Annotated in this window: 17 protein-coding genes; 8 read left to right on the forward strand and 9 right to left on the reverse strand. The window is 63.2% G+C overall.

Annotated elements, in window-relative coordinates:
• The first annotated feature begins 42 nt into the window (after positions 1-42).
• The 7 genes from LB557_RS10910 to LB557_RS10940 are packed head-to-tail and all read left to right on the forward strand — an operon-like array spanning position 43 to position 5,882.
• The gene (locus tag LB557_RS10910) at positions 43-939 is read left to right on the forward strand and encodes a carbohydrate ABC transporter permease (RefSeq protein WP_224595444.1); all 897 of its coding nucleotides are present in this window, start codon (positions 43-45) and stop codon (positions 937-939) included.
• Positions 940-941: 2 nt separating this feature from the next.
• Positions 942-1,808 carry a carbohydrate ABC transporter permease gene (locus LB557_RS10915; protein ID WP_140617472.1) on the forward strand — a complete coding sequence of 289 codons (867 nt, stop codon included), beginning with the start codon at positions 942-944 and terminating at the stop codon, positions 1,806-1,808.
• A 4-nt stretch (positions 1,809-1,812) separates the two neighbouring features.
• Positions 1,813-2,910 (forward strand): ABC transporter ATP-binding protein, encoded by a 1,098-nt coding sequence (locus tag LB557_RS10920; protein ID WP_140715273.1) that lies wholly within the window; start codon positions 1,813-1,815, stop codon positions 2,908-2,910.
• 5 nt (positions 2,911-2,915) lie between these two features.
• Entirely contained in the window at positions 2,916-4,028 is a 1,113-nt protein-coding gene (locus LB557_RS10925; RefSeq protein WP_140617474.1) for a mandelate racemase/muconate lactonizing enzyme family protein, read from the forward strand.
• A gap of 9 nt (positions 4,029-4,037) precedes the next feature.
• Positions 4,038-4,367 (forward strand): L-rhamnose mutarotase, encoded by a 330-nt coding sequence (locus tag LB557_RS10930; protein WP_140715275.1) that lies wholly within the window; start codon positions 4,038-4,040, stop codon positions 4,365-4,367.
• A complete protein-coding gene (locus LB557_RS10935; protein ID WP_140793959.1) occupies positions 4,360-5,436 on the forward strand; it encodes a Gfo/Idh/MocA family protein in 1,077 nt (358 codons plus the stop codon). The genes LB557_RS10930 and LB557_RS10935 overlap by 8 nt, the downstream gene beginning before the upstream one ends.
• Positions 5,433-5,882 (forward strand): MaoC/PaaZ C-terminal domain-containing protein, encoded by a 450-nt coding sequence (locus tag LB557_RS10940; protein ID WP_181171274.1) that lies wholly within the window; start codon positions 5,433-5,435, stop codon positions 5,880-5,882. The genes LB557_RS10935 and LB557_RS10940 overlap by 4 nt, the downstream gene beginning before the upstream one ends.
• Positions 5,883-5,893: 11 nt before the next feature.
• On the opposite strand, the gene LB557_RS10945 is transcribed toward LB557_RS10940, so the two are convergent.
• Positions 5,894-6,691, reverse strand: a complete 798-nt coding sequence (locus tag LB557_RS10945) for an ABC transporter permease subunit (RefSeq protein ID WP_140823460.1) — start codon at positions 6,689-6,691, stop codon at positions 5,894-5,896.
• 2 nt (positions 6,692-6,693) lie between these two features.
• On the reverse strand, positions 6,694-7,095 hold the full coding sequence (locus LB557_RS10950; RefSeq protein ID WP_224713061.1) for an ABC transporter permease subunit: 402 nt from the start codon (positions 7,093-7,095) through the stop codon (positions 6,694-6,696).
• A gap of 83 nt (positions 7,096-7,178) precedes the next feature.
• On the opposite strand from LB557_RS10950, the gene LB557_RS10955 reads away from it, so the two are divergent.
• Positions 7,179-7,454, forward strand: coding sequence for a hypothetical protein (locus LB557_RS10955; RefSeq protein ID WP_224643403.1), 276 nt, complete (start codon positions 7,179-7,181; stop codon positions 7,452-7,454).
• Positions 7,455-7,547: 93 nt separating this feature from the next.
• Here LB557_RS10955 and LB557_RS10960 read toward each other — a convergent pair whose 3' ends face one another.
• The 7 genes from LB557_RS10960 to LB557_RS10990 all read right to left on the reverse strand — a co-directional run bounded on the left by LB557_RS10960 (position 7,548) and on the right by LB557_RS10990 (position 16,463).
• The gene (locus LB557_RS10960) at positions 7,548-8,693 is read right to left on the reverse strand and encodes an ABC transporter ATP-binding protein (protein WP_224595434.1); all 1,146 of its coding nucleotides are present in this window, start codon (positions 8,691-8,693) and stop codon (positions 7,548-7,550) included.
• 32 nt (positions 8,694-8,725) lie between these two features.
• Entirely contained in the window at positions 8,726-9,754 is a 1,029-nt protein-coding gene (locus LB557_RS10965; protein ID WP_224643402.1) for a 2-aminoethylphosphonate ABC transporter substrate-binding protein, read from the reverse strand.
• A gap of 250 nt (positions 9,755-10,004) precedes the next feature.
• A complete protein-coding gene (locus LB557_RS10970) occupies positions 10,005-11,018 on the reverse strand; it encodes an NAD(P)-dependent oxidoreductase (protein ID WP_224643401.1) in 1,014 nt (337 codons plus the stop codon).
• A 2-nt stretch (positions 11,019-11,020) separates the two neighbouring features.
• Entirely contained in the window at positions 11,021-12,379 is a 1,359-nt protein-coding gene (locus LB557_RS10975; protein WP_224643400.1) for an aspartate aminotransferase family protein, read from the reverse strand.
• A gap of 73 nt (positions 12,380-12,452) precedes the next feature.
• Positions 12,453-13,910: a phosphonoacetaldehyde dehydrogenase gene (gene phnY / locus LB557_RS10980; RefSeq protein WP_224643399.1), complete on the reverse strand. Its 1,458-nt coding sequence runs from the start codon at positions 13,908-13,910 to the stop codon at positions 12,453-12,455.
• A gap of 72 nt (positions 13,911-13,982) precedes the next feature.
• Positions 13,983-15,239, reverse strand: a complete 1,257-nt coding sequence (gene phnA, locus LB557_RS10985) for a phosphonoacetate hydrolase (RefSeq protein WP_224643398.1) — start codon at positions 15,237-15,239, stop codon at positions 13,983-13,985.
• Between the two features lie 24 nt (positions 15,240-15,263).
• The gene (locus LB557_RS10990; protein ID WP_224643397.1) at positions 15,264-16,463 is read right to left on the reverse strand and encodes a 2-aminoethylphosphonate--pyruvate transaminase; all 1,200 of its coding nucleotides are present in this window, start codon (positions 16,461-16,463) and stop codon (positions 15,264-15,266) included.
• Positions 16,464-16,689 lie beyond the last annotated feature (226 nt).

Here is a 16,689-nt window from a genome sequence, read left to right on the forward strand (position 1 = left end):
GCCTCGGGCCAAAATCTGAATGCCAGACACCAGAGGAGCCCGATGAAGGGCCTCAAGCCACCCGCGCCGTTCCTGTTGCTGCTTCCGGCCATCGTCGTTCTGGCGGCGGTCGTCGTGGTGCCGCTGCTTCTGTCGCTCTATTCAAGCTTCACGCCGTTCCGCCTGACCAAGCCCGAGACGTTCTTCGTCTTCATCGGCCTCAGGAATTACCTGTCGATCCTGGCCAACACCGATTTCTGGTGGGCATTCGGCCGTACCGTCCTGTTGCTGACGATCGCGCTCAATCTTGAAATGCTGCTTGGCCTTGGTCTCGCCATGCTGGTTGAGAAGGCGACGCGCGGCCAGCGCATCCTGCGCACGCTGATGATGTTTCCGATGATGTTCTCGCCGATCCTCGTCGGCTTCCAGTTCAAGTTCATGTTCAACGACAATATCGGCCTGGTGAACAATGCGCTGCAGTCGCTTGGCATCACCAGGGACGCCATCCCGTGGCTGATCGAGGGTCACCTCGCCTTCATCGCCATCTCGGTTGCCGAGATCTGGTCGTCGACGGCGATCTTCGCCATCCTGATCCTCGCCGGGCTGCTCGCCATGCCCAAAGAGCCGATCGAGGCGGCGCGCGTCGATGGCTGCACGCCGTGGCAGACCTTCCGTTATGTGACCTGGCCGTTCGTCATGCCCTTCGCCTACATCGCCATGACCATCCGCTCGCTCGACGTGGCGCGTGCCTATGACATCGTCAAGATCATGACCGATGGCGGTCCGGCCGGCCGCACGGAGCTTTTGTGGACTCTGGTCGCACGCACCGCCTACAGCGACGGGCGCATGGGCATGGCCAACGCCATGGCGTATTTCTCGATCCTGCTGTCGATCGCCTTCACAGTCTACTTCTTCAACAAGCTCGCCGCGGCGCGCACGCAAATCGGCGCGGAGTGGTGAAGATGGACGAGAATTCTTCCGCCCGCCTTAAGCGCAGGCTGCTTGATATCGTCTATCGCATCGGCCTGTTCCTGGCGATGCTGACCATCTGCCTGCCGGGCTTGTGGATCGTCCTGTCGTCGCTGCGGCCGACGGTCGAGATCATGGCCAAGCCGCCGGTGTGGATCCCGCAGGATATTTCGTTCGACGCCTATGTCGCGATGTTCTCAGGCATCGGCAAGGGCGGCATCCCTGTCATCGAATATTTCCGCAACTCGCTGATCATATCGGTGACTTCGACGGTGATCGCGGTCGCCATCGGCATGGCGGGCGGCTATGCCTTCGCGCGCTATCGCTTTCGCGGTAAATCGAGCGTCTTCCTCGGCCTGATGCTGACACGCACGGTGCCCGGTATCGCGCTGTCGCTGCCGCTGTTCTTCCTCTATGTGCGGCTCGGTATCATCGACACGCATTTCGGGCTGATCCTTGCCTATGTCGCGCTCAACGTGCCTTTCACCATCTGGCTGATCGACGGCTTCTTTCGCCAGGTGCCGAAGGATCTCGCCGAGGCAGCACAAATCGACGGCTGCACGCGCTGGCAGGCCTTTTGGCAGGTCGAGTTCCCGCTCGCCGGACCAGGCATCGCATCGGCCGCGATCTTCGCCTTCCTGACCTGCTGGAACGAGTTCGCGCTGGCCTCCCAACTGACCCGCTCGGTCAGCGCCAAGACGCTGCCGGTCGGCCTGCTCGACTACACGGCCGAGTTCACCATCGACTGGCGCGGCATGTGCGCGCTCGCCGTGGTGATGATCATTCCGGCGCTCACCCTCACTTTCATCGTCCAGAAGCACCTTGTCGGCGGCCTGACCTCCGGCGCGGTGAAAGGCTGATCTCATGGCAACGGTTTCCCTCAAAAAGCTGACCAAGCGCTACGGCAATATCGAGATCGTGCATGGCATCGACCTCGACATCACCGACCGCGAATTCATCGCGCTGGTCGGTCCTTCCGGCTGCGGCAAGTCGACGACGCTGCGCATGATCGCCGGGCTGGAAGAGATCAGCGCCGGTTCGATCGAGATTGGCGGGCGCGTCGTCAACGATTTGCCGCCGCGTTCGCGCAACATCTCGATGGTGTTCCAGTCCTATGCGCTCTACCCGCATATGACGGTGCGCGAAAACCTCGGCTTCTCCTTGAAGATCGCCGGCGCCGCCAAGGACGACATGGATCGCCGCGTCGCCGAGGCCTCGGCTATCCTGGGGCTCGATGCTTTGCTCGACCGTCGGCCGTCGCAACTGTCCGGCGGCCAGCGCCAGCGCGTCGCCATGGGTCGTGCCATCGTGCGCGACCCCGACGTCTTCCTGTTCGACGAGCCGCTTTCCAATCTCGATGCCAAGCTCAGAACGCAGATGCGCACCGAGATCAAGAAGCTGCACGCCAAGGTGCAATCGACGGTGATCTACGTCACCCACGACCAGGTCGAGGCGATGACGCTTGCCGATCGTATCGTTATCATGCGCGACGGACATATCGAACAGGTTGGCACCCCAGATGAAGTGTTCCGCCGGCCAGCCACGCGCTTCGTTGCCGGCTTCATCGGCTCACCGCCGATGAATTTGCACGAGGCGACGGTCGACGACGGCCAGCTGGTTTTCGCCAGCGGCGCCAAGCTGCCCCTGCCCGGTCAGTTCAAGGCCAACGTCGCTGGCGGCGCCAAGGTCGTGTTCGGGTTGCGGCCAGACGACATCTATCCGACCGGCCATGGTATCAGCTCCGGCGGCGCGGCCGACGTGCATCAGATCGAACTGCCGATCACCGTCACCGAGCCGCTCGGCAACGAGACGTTGGTGTTCGTCGAGTTCAACGGCAGTGACTGGGTGTCTCGCATGCTGAACCCCAGGCCGCTGAAGCCAGGCGAGCGCGTCGCCATGAGCCTCGACCTGTCGCAGGCGCATCTGTTTGCCGCTGAGACCGGAAAGACATTGCGGAGCTGACCGACATGGCCAAGATCGAAAAGATAGAATTGCGCATGGTCGACCTTGTGCCCAAGGTCAAGCGCACCGACGCGATCCAGAGCTTCGTCAGCCAAGAGACGCCAATCGTCACCATCACCGATTCCGACGGCGCGGTCGGAACCGGCTACAGCTACACGATCGGCACCGGCGGCTCGTCGGTGATGCGGCTCCTGTCCGATCACCTGGCGCCGCGCCTGATCGGCCGCGATCCTGATATGATCGAAGCGATCTGGCACGATCTCGAATTCGCCACCCACGCCACCACGATCGGCGCCATCACGGCAATCGCCATCGCGGCGATCGACACGGCGCTCTGGGACCTCAGGGCGAAGAAACAGGGCCTGCCGCTATGGAAGCTCGCTGGCGGCGCCAAGGACCGCTGCCCGCTTTACACGACAGAAGGCGGCTGGCTGCACATCGAGACGCAGGCGCTGGTCGACGATGCGGTGGCCGCCAAGGCCAAGGGGTTTCGCGGCTCGAAAGTGAAGATCGGCAGGCCGCATGGCTCCGAGGATCTCGCGCGGCTGTCGGCGGTGCGCAAGGCGGTGGGCGACGGCTACGAGATCATGACCGACGCCAATCAGGGTTTCTCCGTCGACGAGGCAATCCGGCGTGCGGCGAGGCTTCGAGAACTCGATCTCGCCTGGATCGAGGAGCCGCTGCCGGCCGACGACATAGACGGGCATATCAGGCTGTCGAATTCGACGCCGACGCCGATCGCCATTGGCGAGTCGCTCTATTCCGTCAGGCACTTCCGCGAATACATGCAGAAAGGCGCCTGCTCGATCGTGCAGGTCGATGTCGGCCGCATCGGCGGCATCACGCCCTGGCTCAAGATCGCCCATGCGGCGGAGGCCTTCGACATTCCAGTCTGCCCGCATTTCCTGATGGAATTGCATGTCAGCCTGACCTGCGCTGTTCAGAACGGCAGGTATGTCGAGTACATTCCGCAACTCGACCAGTTGACCGGCAAGCACATGCGCATCGAGGATGGGCATGCGCTGGCGCCCGACGAGCCCGGTATCGGCATCGATTGGGACTGGGACGCGGTCAAGGCCATGAGCATCGCCGAATTCACCACGGCGATCACGAGATAAGGAGCTGATATGCAGCGGATGGGATTTGTGCTTGGGCTGAAGCCGGAGAAGGTCGAGGACTATGTTCGCCTCCATGCCGCCGTCTGGCCGGACGTGCTGACCATGATTTCGGCATGCAACATCAAGAACTATTCCATTTACCTGAAGCGGCCGGAGAACCTGCTGTTCAGCACCTTCGAATACCACGGCATCGACTACGAGGCCGACATGGCCAAGATGGCGGCCGATCCGAAGACGCAGGAATGGTGGGCCGTCTGCATACCTTGCCAGGAGCCGCTTGCGACCCGCAAGGAGGGTGAATGGTGGGCTTCGATGGACGAGGTCTTCCATCATGACTGAGGCCGGTTTCGACCCTGCCTCACTCGTCCAGGCCTGGGCCAAACCCTCACGACCCCGACCGATCGTCACTTTCGGTGCAGGGTCGATTGTCGGCGACGCGCATTTCCCGGCCTACCGAAAAGCGGGGTTTCCGATCGCCGGTCTTTACGATCCGGACCAGGCCAAGGCGCAGGCCCTGGCCGATAAATGGGACGTGACGGCGTTCGGATCGGTGCAAGAAGCCGCTGGAGCTAAGGACGCGATCTTCGATCTGGCAACGCCACCGGGGCGGCACGCCGACATCCTGAAGGCTCTGCCCGGCGGTGCGGTCGCCCTGATCCAGAAGCCAATGGGCAATTATCTCGGCGAGGCAAGCGAAATCCTCGAAATCTGCCGCGCCAAGAAGCTCAAGGCGGCGGTGAATTTCCAGCTCCGTTTCGCGCCGATGATGCTGGCGCTGAAGGACGCCATCGCCAAGGGCTGGCTCGGCGAGATCGTCGATTTCGACGCCTGGCTGGCGCTGGCGACGCCGTGGCAGTTGTGGGAATTCCTGCTCAAGGCGCCGCGCGTCGAGATCGCCATGCACTCGATCCACTATCTCGACCTGATCCGGCAGTTGCTCGGTGACCCCAAGGGCGTGCATGCCAAGACGCTGGGCCATCCCAATCATTCCGTGGCGCAGACGCGCACCAGCGCCATTCTCGACTATGGCGACACCGTGCGCTGCGCGCTATCGATCAACCACGACCACAAGTTCGGGCGCCGGCATCAAGCCTGCGAATTTCGCGTCTGCGGCACCGAGGGTGCCGCCTATCTCAAGCTCGGTCTCAATCTCGATTATCCCCGGGGCGAGCCGGATATTCTGGAAATCTATCCGAAGGGCGGATCGGACTGGATCGCGGTGCCCTTGGCCGGCGAGTGGTTTCCCGACGCCTTTGTCGGGCGCATGGCAAATGTCCAGCGCTTTGCATCCGGCGAAGACGCCGAACTGATCAGTTCGGTCGAGGATGCATGGAACACAATGGCGCTGGTGGAAGCCGCCTATCGTTCGAGCGCGGCGCCGGCGACGCCGATCGCGGAAAGGCCCTGATGGAACAGATCCAGTATTTCGAGGAGTACGAGATCGGCTCGACGCGGCTGACCAACGGCCGCACGATTACCGAGACCGACTTCATTGTCCATGCCGGTCACACCGGCGATTTCTTCCCGCACCACATGGACGCCGAGTTCATGAAGACAACACCGTTCGGCCAGCGCATCGCGCATGGCACGCTGGTGTTCTCGGTCGGCATCGGGCTGACGGCAACGGTCATCAATCCCGTCGCCTTTTCCTATGGCTACGACCGGCTGCGCTTCATCAAGCCCGTGTTCATCGGCGACACGATCCGCACACGCACCACCATCGCGGCCAAGGAGGACGACCCCAAGCGACCGGGTTCCGGACGCGTGATCGAGCGCTGCGAAGTGATCAACCAGCGCGGCGAGGTGGTGCTGGCGGCCGACCACATCTACATCGTCGAACGCCAGCCGGCCTGAGGCAATGTCCGCTATGCGCCGGTAGCGCGCTTGGTGATGCGCTCCAGACCGAGCAGCAGGACCAGCGTTGCCGCCACCAGGATCATGGTGAGCGCCGCCCCGGCAAAGATGTCGCCGCGATCGGTCAGTGAGAAAATCGACACCGGCAGCGTCACCCAACCCGGCGGATAGACCATCACGGTCGCGCCAAGCTCGCCCATGGACAGCGCGAAGCTCAGCCCGAAGGCCGCGACCAGATAGGGTGCGAGCAAGGGCAGCGTGACATGCCGGAGCCGATAGGCAGGGCGTGCGCCAAGGCTCGACGCGACCTGCTCGAAGTCGGGCGACAGCCGCGCAAGCCCGGCCGAGACATTGCCGAAGGTGAAAGCCGAGATCAGCACGAAATGCGCGATCATGACGATTGCGATCGTGCCGTTGAGCAACAGCGGGGGATGGCTGAACGCAACCAGCAGGCCAAGGCCGACCGACACCGAAGGCACAGCGCTCGGGATGAAGAACAGCAGGCCGAGTGCCCTCGCCAGCGTGGCGCCCTGGATGCGCAGCGCAAGTGCTGCCCAGGTGCCGCTGACCAGCGCCAGCGCGCTGGCCAGGAAGCCGGTGACAAGGCTGGCCTTGACCGCGTTCCAGGCCGCGCCGCGCGCGACATCGGTGTAGTGCTCCGTGGTCAAGCCATTGGGCAGCACGCCGTTCCACTGGTCGGCCAAGCTGGACAGCAGGATCACCGCCAGCGGCGCCAGGAACAGCACGCCGAAGACCAGCGCGAAGATCACCCAGATGACGAAGCGACCGGAACGCGACCAGACCAGCATCGCTAGACTCCCAACCGGCCGGCAGCGAACCGGTAGAGACCGAACAGGCCGAGCGACAGGGCTATGTTGACCACGGCGATGATGCAGGCGACCTGGTAGGCCGATTCCTGGATCGCCTTGCCATAGATCAGCAGCGGCAGCGTGATGACGCCCTTGGCGCCGATGAACAGGACGATGCCGAATTCGTTGACGGTGAGGAGCAGGCAGAGGCTGCCGCCGGCGATGAGCGCGGGTACCGCCGCCGGCAGAATGACCTGGCGGACAATGCGGAACGGTCGCGCGCCAAGCACGCTTGCCGCTTCGATCTGGCCGCGATCGACCAGCGAAAAGGCGGCAAGCAGCGGCCGCAGGATGAAGGGCGTGTAGACCGTGACCTCGGCCAGAACGACGCCCCATTTTCGAATAAAGGAAGTCGACCGGCGGCAGCGGCAGCGAGAAGGCTTCCATCAGCCCGGAGTTGAGCATGCCGGCGGAGCCGTAAAGGAAGGTGAAGGCCAGCGTCACCAGGAAGGTCGGCAGGGCGATGAAAGTGTCGATCAGCCTGGCGATGAAGCCGCTGCCTGGAAACGGCACGAAGGCAAGGATCAGCGCCAGCACCAGGCCGACGACCAGGCATCCGGCCGTCGCCGTGACCGAGATCGTCACCGTGTTGAACAGCGCGTTGAGGAAGAAGCGCGAATGCAGGACGCGGACGATCTCGGCGACATTGGCGACGCCGCTGTCGTCGAGGAAGGCCTGGCGTACAATCAACGCCAGCGGGTAGAAGAACAGCAGTGCCAGCAGGGCCGCCGGCGGCACGATCCACAGCCGGCCCGGCTCTCGCTTTCTGGCCGTCGGCATACCAATGGCGAGCGCTTCAGACACCGGCGTCTTCCGGAAGAAGCGACGTATCGGCCGGCGCAAAGAACAGCGGCACCTCTGTGCCGGGTTCCGGCAAGGCCATTGGCAGTTTCGTTGCCGAGACGCGCACCGGCGTGCCGTCAACATCGAGCACCAGATGCGTGAGTTCACCCTGCCAGTGCACTTCCCTGAGCGTGCCGACAATGCGGTTGGTGTGCTCGCTGTCGGCCGTCAGGCTCAGATGCTGCGGCCTGATGCAAAGCAGGCTCTTGTCGCCAACCTTCTCGCCGCGACCGGCACCGGCGAGCACGGCATCGCCATGCCTGGCCGTGGCAAAGCCTTTCGGGCCGGCAGCATCGGCAACCGTCACCGGCAGAAGGTTGGCACGACCGAGAAACTCGGCGGTGAAGCGGTTTGGCGGACGGCGATAGAGTTCGGTCGTCGGTCCATGCGAACAGACCCTGCCGTCGCGCATGATGGCGATCTTGTCGGCAAGCGTCAGCGCCTCGGTCTGGTCGTGGGTGACGTAGAGGATGGTCAGGCCCGGCAGGCTGCGGTGCAGACGGGCGATCTCCTCGACCATGTTGCGGCGGATCTGCGCGTCGAGCGCCGAAAGCGGTTCGTCAAGCAGCAGCACGCGCGGCCGCACGGCAAGCGCCCGCGCAATCGCGACGCGCTGCTGCTGGCCGCCCGAAAGCTCGCGCGGATAACGCCGGGCAAAGGTCGCCATGCCGACGGTGGCGAGCGCATCCTTCACCCGCTCGCCGATCAGCGCCTTGTCGGCGCCTTGTGCCCTGAGGCCAAAGGCGACGTTGTCCTCGACCCGCATATGCGGGAACAGCGCGTAGTTCTGCACCACCATGCCGAGCCCACGCTCATAGGGCGGCAGATCGGTGACGTCGGTGGCGCCGATGCGGATGCGGCCGCTTGCCGGTCGCACGAAGCCGGCAACGGCACGCAGAGCGGTCGTCTTACCGGAGCCGGACGGGCCTATCATCGCCAGGATTTCGCCAGGCGCGATGTCGAGGGTCAGCGGATGCAGGACGACATGGGCGCCATAGGCGACAACGACCTTGTCGAAGTGGACGTTCGAGCCGGCGCCGCGAACCTTCGCGGCGTCGATGTCCGTGACACTAGGGCCCGTGAAGGCGGCGGCCGACATGGCATTGTTCTCCGGATTGCTTCCCGTGCGGATCAACTTCCGGTCGCTTCGTTCCACTTCTTGACGTAGTCGGGAAGCTTGCTCAGCGCCTCGTCCCAGTTCGGCGACCAGATGGTCAGGCCTTTCATCGCCTCCTGCAGCTTGGCGAAATTGGCGTCGGACGGCGTCACGTCCTTGCGGGCCGGCATGCCGAGGGCAACGGAACTTACAGTCGACTGTGCCTCCTTGGACAGCAGGAAGTCGATCAACTTCTTGCCGTTGTCGCTATTTGGCGCACCGGTGACCAGGCCGATTTCATAGGGCAGCGCAAAGGTGGAGCGGGTGCCATCGGGGCCAGCGGGCAAGAACACCTTGATGTTGGGATTGTCTGCCATCTGCGACATATTCATCTGCAGGTCGCCATTGGCCACATGCAGCTCGCCCTTGTTGACCAGCGCGGTCAGCTTGCCGGTCGAGGCGGACGGGCCGACATTGTTGTCCTGCAGCTTCTTCATGAATTCGAAGCCGGCATCCTCGCCGCCAAAGGCATGGATGATCTGCAGCATGACGGCCGTCCCGTCTCCAGCCTGGCCGGGGGTCGAGTACTGGATCTTGCCCTTGAACTTCGGATCGAGCAGATCGTTATAGCTCTTCGGCGCTTCGGACAGCACGGCGCTGTTGTAGATGAAATTCATGTAGTTATTGACCAGCGGCCGATACTTGTCGGTGCCGCCGTCGATCTGGGATGCGGCTTCGGGTTTGTAATCCTGCAGCAGACCGTCCGCGGCGGCGCGCTGGATGAAGGGCGGCAAGGTCACCAGCACGTCGGCTTGCGGGTTCGACTTTTCCTTGGCGACGCGCTCGACGACGCCGCCCGAGCCTGCCTCTATATACTGAACGGTGATGCCGGTGGCCTTCGTGAAGGCTGCGAATTCGGTCTCGTACCAGCTGCCATTGCCGTCATGCAGCCCATCGGCGGAGTAGACGGTGACGACGCCGTCGGCGAGTGCCGGCCCAATGAGAGCCGCCGATGCGAGCAATGCGGCGAAGGCCGCGACCATGGTTGCGTTCCTTGATTTCATAACCAGTTCCCCTTTGATTGAAGGCACATTCTGCGATGCACTAGAACCAACCGGCCTTTGGGTCTCTGGCGGACGTTGAGCCGGTTGGATGTCTTCGTTGTGACAACTCTGGGGATTGGGCATCGATAAGTAAAATCTATTTATTTTATGAGAGCCAAACTTTCTCTGATATTTGTCATGGAACTGTCGCATCGATGTCGTGGATACAAGCATGCTGCGCCGATGGCGGCTATCGGTTTGAAAATACAGGTTATCGGCCGAACGCCACGCCTGCGGTCTGTGCCCGTAATCGCGGATCATGCGAGCGGATGGTCACTGGCCGGCCTTCGAGAATTTCGAAACAGCGCGCGAGCGTGTCGTCTTCCAGCCGGCGCATCGCCTCGTAGGTGAAGAAGGTAAGATGCGGAAACAGGATCACATTGTCGCGACCGAACAATGCGCTCATCGGATGGCCTGACCTCGCCAGCGGCTCGACCGAATAGACATCGAGCCCGGCACCACCGATGCGACCGGCAACGATCGCCTCGACGAGCGCCGCCTCATCGATCAGCGCACCGCGCGAGACATTGACGATGATGGCCGACGGTTTGAGGCAGGCGAGCTCATGCTTGCCGATCAGGCCGCGCGTCTCGTCGTTCAGCACGCAATGCAACGAAACGAAATCACAGGCACGCAACATGGCGTGCAGGTCGTCGGCCTTCTCGATGCCGGCGGCGCGCATCGTCCCGGCATCTACACCGGGATCAAAACCAATGACGCGCGCGCGAAATCCCTGGCCGGCCATGCGCGCCATGCTGCGGCCGATCTTGCCGCAGCCGACCAGCCCAAGCGTGGCGCCTGATATATCGCGTCCCAGCCAGCGCTGTTCGGGCCAGATCCAGCCGTCTCGCGTCATTGCCTGGGTGATCCCCGGCAGCCGCTTGGCGAGCGCAATCATCAGCGCGAAGGCGCCTTCGGCGACGGTTTCCTCGGCATATTCGGGCACGTTCACGACGGGGATACCGCGCCGCATGGCGGCGGGGATATCGATGGCGTCGATGCCGACGCCATATTTGACGATGCCCTTCAACCTGGGCGCCGCGTCGATCACCCCCGCAGTGATTGGCGTGTAGCACATCAAGAGCAGATCGGTGTCGGCGATCGCGGCTTTGAGCTCCGCCTCGGGGATGCCATCCGGCAGCGTTACCAGCTCGACGCCCCTTGCCCGCAAGCCGGCATCGATGCCTGGGCATTCGAGCTCGCGGTCGGTGCGGACCGCTTTCACGGTCAGGCCGTCAACACGGCGCGTTCGACGATGTCGAGCGCACGGTCGAGATCGGCTTTCGAAATCACCAGCGGCGGCGAGAGCGTCAGCACATTGCCGTGGCTCACCTTGAAGCTCAGGCCTTGTTCCAGGCAGGTGTAGAAGACACGTTCGGCGAGGTCCCGCGCCGGCTGTCGCGAAGCACGGTCCTCGACGAGTTCGACGCCGACCATCAGCCCCCTGCCCCTGACGTCGCCGACATGGGGCGAGCGCGCCATCAGGTCCTGCATACGTGCAAGCATATGGCGGCCAAGCTCAGCCGAACGCTCGACCAGCCCCTCCTCCAGGATGATGTCGATGGTCGCCAGCGCCGCACGCGTTGTCACGGGGTTTTTCTCATGGGTGTAGTGACCGATGGCAAAGCCGCCGGTGACGTCGAGGTCGCGGCGGGCGATAACGGCGGCGATCGGCAGGATGCCGCCGCCGAGTGATTTGCCGAGGACGACGATGTCGGGCGTTACGCCGTCATGCTCATGGGCGAAGAATTTTCCGGTCTTGCCGAGGCCGGTCGGGATCTCGTCGAAGATCAGCAGCGTGCCATGCCTGTCGCAGGCCTCGCGCACGCGCTTCCAGAAACCGGGCGGAGGTGGATTGGGCGTCGCGCGCATCGGCTCGGCAACGACAGCCGCCACGTCCTGCTCGCGGCCGAGCACATAGGCGATCATGTTGGCGCAAGCGAGCCCCGATGCCTCCAGGGAATCGTGACCATAGGGACAGCGATAGCCATCCCAGGGCGCGACATGCTCGGTGCCGGTCATCATCGGGCCTGCGATATGCGAACGGAAGGTCGCTTCGCCGCCGACGCTTGCCGCGCCAAAACCGGCGCCGTGAAACGCGTCCCAGAACGACACCGTCTTGAAGCGGCCTGTAGCGGCGCGCGCGATCTTCAGCGCGACCTCGATGGCATCGGAGCCGCCGGTGGTGAACAGCACCTTGCCGAGATCGCCGGGAGCCAGCGCGGCCAGCTTTTCGGCCAGTTCGACGGCGGGCTCGCAGGTGAAACGACGCGGCGCGAAGCAGAGGTCGTCGAGCTGCTTCTTGATCGCCGCCACCAGTTTTGGGTGGCCGTAGCCGAGGTGATGCACGCTGTTGCCGTGGAAATCCATGAAGCGGCGGCCGGCGGTGTCCTCGATCCAGATGCCTTCCGCCCTAGCGATCGTCGAAAGACAGGGGCTGGACAGGCTCTGGTGCATGAACGCGGCGGCATCGCGATCGAGCAGGCCGCGAATGCGGGGATCGTTCTGGCCGGTATCCCAGCGGCCGCGCGCCGCCGTCGTGTTGGAATCGCCTTCGGTATGCACAAGCTCTGGTATCGCGGCCATCATTGTCTCCGAAATGCGAATGAGGGAGCGTGGGACGCTCCCTCGGTTTGTTCCGCCAGCTTATGTGATCCGGTCAGGACCAAGGCAGCGAAAATGTCTTCACATTGGTGTAGCTCTTCATCGCCTCGATGACGCCTTCCTTGTAGCCATTGCCGCTGTCCTTGATGCCGCCGAAGGGCGACATCTCGATGCGGTAGCCCGGCACTTCCCAGATGTTCACCGTGCCGACCTGCAGGCCGGCGATGTATTTCTGCATGCGGGGAAACGAATTGGTGCAGACGCCCGACGACAGGCCGAAGGCGGTCGAGTTGGACAACGCGATCAGTGCTTCATCGTCATCCGGCGCGCGCACGATCGGGATGATCGGCCCGAACGTTTCTTCCATCACCAGTTCGGATGTGTGCGGCACGCGGTCGACGACGATTGGCGGCAGCAGCGCACCCTGACGACCCGGATTATAGAGGATCTCTGCCCCCTGCTCGGCCGCCATGTGGACGCGCGCTTCGAACAACGCCGCCGCCTTCTCATGCACGACGGTGCCGAGATCGGTCGAGCGGTCCATCGGATCGCCGAAGCGGATCTTCTTCGCCCGCTCCAGCACCAGCGGCACGAAGCGGTCGGCGACGCTTTCCTGGACGAGGATGCGCTTGACCGCCGTGCAGCGCTGGCCGGAGTTTTTGGTCGCACCGGCGATCGCGAGATCGGCGGCCTTGGCCAGATCGTCATCTGAGAGATCGTTGAGGATGATCAGCGGATCGTTGCCGCCGAGTTCCAGCACCTGGCGCCTGTAACCGGCGGTGCGGGCGATCATCTTGCCGACCGGCACGCCGCCGGTGAAAGTGATCAAGTCGATATTCTCGTTGGTGATCATCTCGTTGCCGATGTCGACCGGCCAGCCGGTCACCACCGAAAGCATTTCCGGCGGCAGGCCGGCTTCATAAAGAATGTCGGCCAGCACCAACGCCGTCATCGGCGTCAGTTCGGTCGGCTTCACCACCACGCAATTGTTGGTGGCGATGGCGGGCGCCACCTTGTGCGAGACCATGTTGAGCGGATGGTTGAATGGCGTGATCGCCGAGATAGCCTTCAGCGGCTCGCGCGTGGTGAAGATCTTGCGCGCCTTGCCGTGCGGGGAGAGGTCGCAGGAGAAGATCTGGCCATCGTCCTGGATGCACATCTGCGCCGACAGCGTGAACACATCATAGGCGCGGCCGACTTCGTAGAGCGAGTCGGCCTTGGAGATACCGAGCTCGAGCGTGATCAGATCGGATATTTCTTCCCGGCGCGACGCCAGTGCTTCCGCCGTGCGGAACAGAATCTGCTGGCGCTCGTAGCGCGTCAGCTTCGACTTGTAGCCTGCAGCGATCTCGAAGGCCTGGCGGGCGTGTTCGACGCGGCCGGCGGGGACGGTGCCGATGACGGTGTCGTTCCAGGGGTAACGCACCTCGACAACACCACCGGCATCGACCTTCTTGCCGGCAATGCGCATCGGCTCGTGGCGAACTTTGATGGCAGGGTCAAGCTTGGTCATGTGCTCTGCTCCGGCAGATTTGTGAGCGTTGCGGCAGAGGGTCGACCCCCACTCGACATCATCAGGCTCGGCCTATGCCAATGCAGCCGCCATGGTGGCGTAATAGAACGCGTCGAAATTGCGCAAGGTCGGCTCATTGGGCATATCCGGCAGCACGCGGTTGACTATGAACGGCACTTCCTGCTCGGTCAGTCCGCCATGCGAGCGCAGCGGCTCGTTCAGCGCCGCCAGATCATGGCGATGTTCCGATGTGCCGATCGTCTTGTTCTCGGTCGAGACCAGCACGATGTCGCCGATGCGGTCAGCCGGCAGTTCGAAGCGCTCGCAGGCCGTCCGGCTATCGACGACCAGCATGATGCCGTCGACCTTGGCCAGCCGCGCCATGATGCCGGCCTGATCGGCGCCATCAGGCAAATAGGCGGTGGCGAAAGAGCCCAGCGCGCCATGGTGCACGACATAGGGGTCGGTGATCGGCAGGATGACGCGGGCGGCATCCTTGCCCAGCCATTCGTCAAGCAGGTCCTGGACGTAGACGACGTCGGGCGCACCGCCGGCCTTGTGCTTGGGCTTCATGCCATGGTCGGCGGTGACAACGATCGCGGCGCCCAGCGCATCAAGTTCGGTCAGGTACTTGTCGAACATCTCGTAGAAGGCGTTGGCCTGCGGCACGCCCGGTGCGTATTTGTGCTGCACGTAGTCCGTCGTCGTCAGGTACATGATGTCGGGGCGGAATTCCCGCAGCAACTGGACGCCGGCGGCGAAGACGAATTCCGACAGTTCGGCCGAATAGACTTCTGGCACAGGCAGGCCGAAATGCTTCGAGGCATTGTCGATGCCGTGCTCGCCAACCGTGGTTGTATCGGACTTCTCCGCCGAAAAGCACAGCGCGCGCCCTTCGTCGAAAGACAGACCCTTGCCGAGCAGCGCACGCAGCTTGTCTTTGGCGGTCACAACGGCAACCTTGGCGCCCGCATCATAGAAGGCCTGAAAAATGGTCGGCGCGCGCAGGAAGCGCGGGTCGTTCATCATCACTTCCTTGCCGGTCTCGCGCTCGTAGAGATAGTTGCCGCAAATGCCGTGCACCGAGGGCGGGCGACCGGTGGCGATCGACAAATTGTTGGGATTGGTAAAGCTCGGAATGACCGAGTGTGCGAAACGCACCGTGCCCTTCTCCTTGATCCTGACCAGGGCCGGCATCAGCCCGGCCTTGATCGCTTCATCGAGATAGGCCGGCTCGCAGCCGTCGAGGCAGATGGCGATCGCCGGCACGCGCGGCCAGGCGTAGGTGCGGCCGTTGACCGCGACGTTGATGGGAGACATCTGGTTCATCAAAAATCCTCGAAATCGGCCGCTTCAGGCGGCGAGTTTGGCGCGCTCGGCGATTGCCGCGGCGGGTGGAGCGGCGGTGTCGACGCCCATTTCATCAAGCGACTGCGCCGCCGCCTCGACGACGCGACGCATGACATGTTCGTCCATCTGGCCGATGCAGCCGACACGGAAGGAGTCCACGACCGTCAGCTTGCCGGGGTAGATGATAAAGCCCTTGTCCTTCATCAGTTCGTAGAAGCGATCGAAGGCGAAGTTGGCGTGGGCCGGGTTGAAGAAGGTGACGATGATCGGCGACAGCCAGCGGTCCTTGAGCAATGTCTCAAAGCCGAGTTCGCGCATGCCCGACACCATGACGTCGCGGTTCCTGGTGTAGCGGGCACCACGGCCGGCGACGCCGCCTTCAGCCTCATGCTGGCGCAGCGCCTCCAGGAAAGCGGCGACGACATGCGTCGGCGGCGTGTAGCGCCACTGGCCGGTCTTGTTCATGTGCGCCCACTGCGCGTGGACGTCGAGCGACAGGGAATGGCTGCGCCCCTTGGCTGCCTCGAGTTCGCTCTTGCGGGCGATGATGAAGCCGAAGCCGGGCACGCCCTCGATGCATTTATTGGCCGACGAGACCATCGCCTCATAGCGGATCTCGTTGACGTCGAGCGCGACGGCGCCGAACGCGCTCATGGAATCGACCAGCAGCTTGCGGCCCTTGGTGTGCACCGCCTCGGCGATCTCGGCGACCGGGTTCAAAATGCCGGAGCTGGTCTCGCAATGAATGGCTATGACGTGGGTGATGGCGTGGTCGGCTTCGAGCGCTGCCGCCACCTCGTCGCCGCGCGGCGGCAGGTAATCGCCCTTGTCGATCAGCGTATAGGCCCGGCCGAGATACTGCATGGTCTGTGCGGCACGAAGGCCGTAGGCACCATTGGCCAGCACCAGAACCTTGCCATCCCTGGGCACGAACGACCCCAGCATCGCCTCGACGCAGAACGAGCCTGAGCCCTGCATCGGCACGCAGTCGAACTCGCCATTGGTGTCACCGGTCAGCGCCAGCAGGCGGCGGCGCATGTCTGATGTCATGGCGCGGAAGTCGCCGTCCCACGATCCCCAGTCGCGCAGCATCGCCTGCTTGACTGAATAGGCCGTGGTGAGCGGCCCGGGGGTCAACAGATAGCGCTCGCCCAGCGCCGGCCTGGCCAGCGGCTCCGCGGCAAATTTCGTTTCGGCGAGCATGATGTCCTCCGACAGGTCGCTGCTTTTTTGATCTGGCGCCATTGTTGGCTGAGGGCGTATATTTGTAAAATCGTTATTTTGTATCGACGTATCGATTTCAGTGATGATCCGATACAGACAGCAGAAGCTGCATGGCGCTCGTGACAGCTTCGTGAAACCCGGCAGGCCCATTCCAAGACATAAACCGAATCGTTTGTTTCCGGCTTTTGCATAGCAGGGCTTATGA

The sequence above is a fragment of the Mesorhizobium sp. BR115XR7A genome, from assembly GCF_020165315.1.
Lineage (GTDB): Bacteria > Pseudomonadota > Alphaproteobacteria > Rhizobiales > Rhizobiaceae > Mesorhizobium > Mesorhizobium australicum.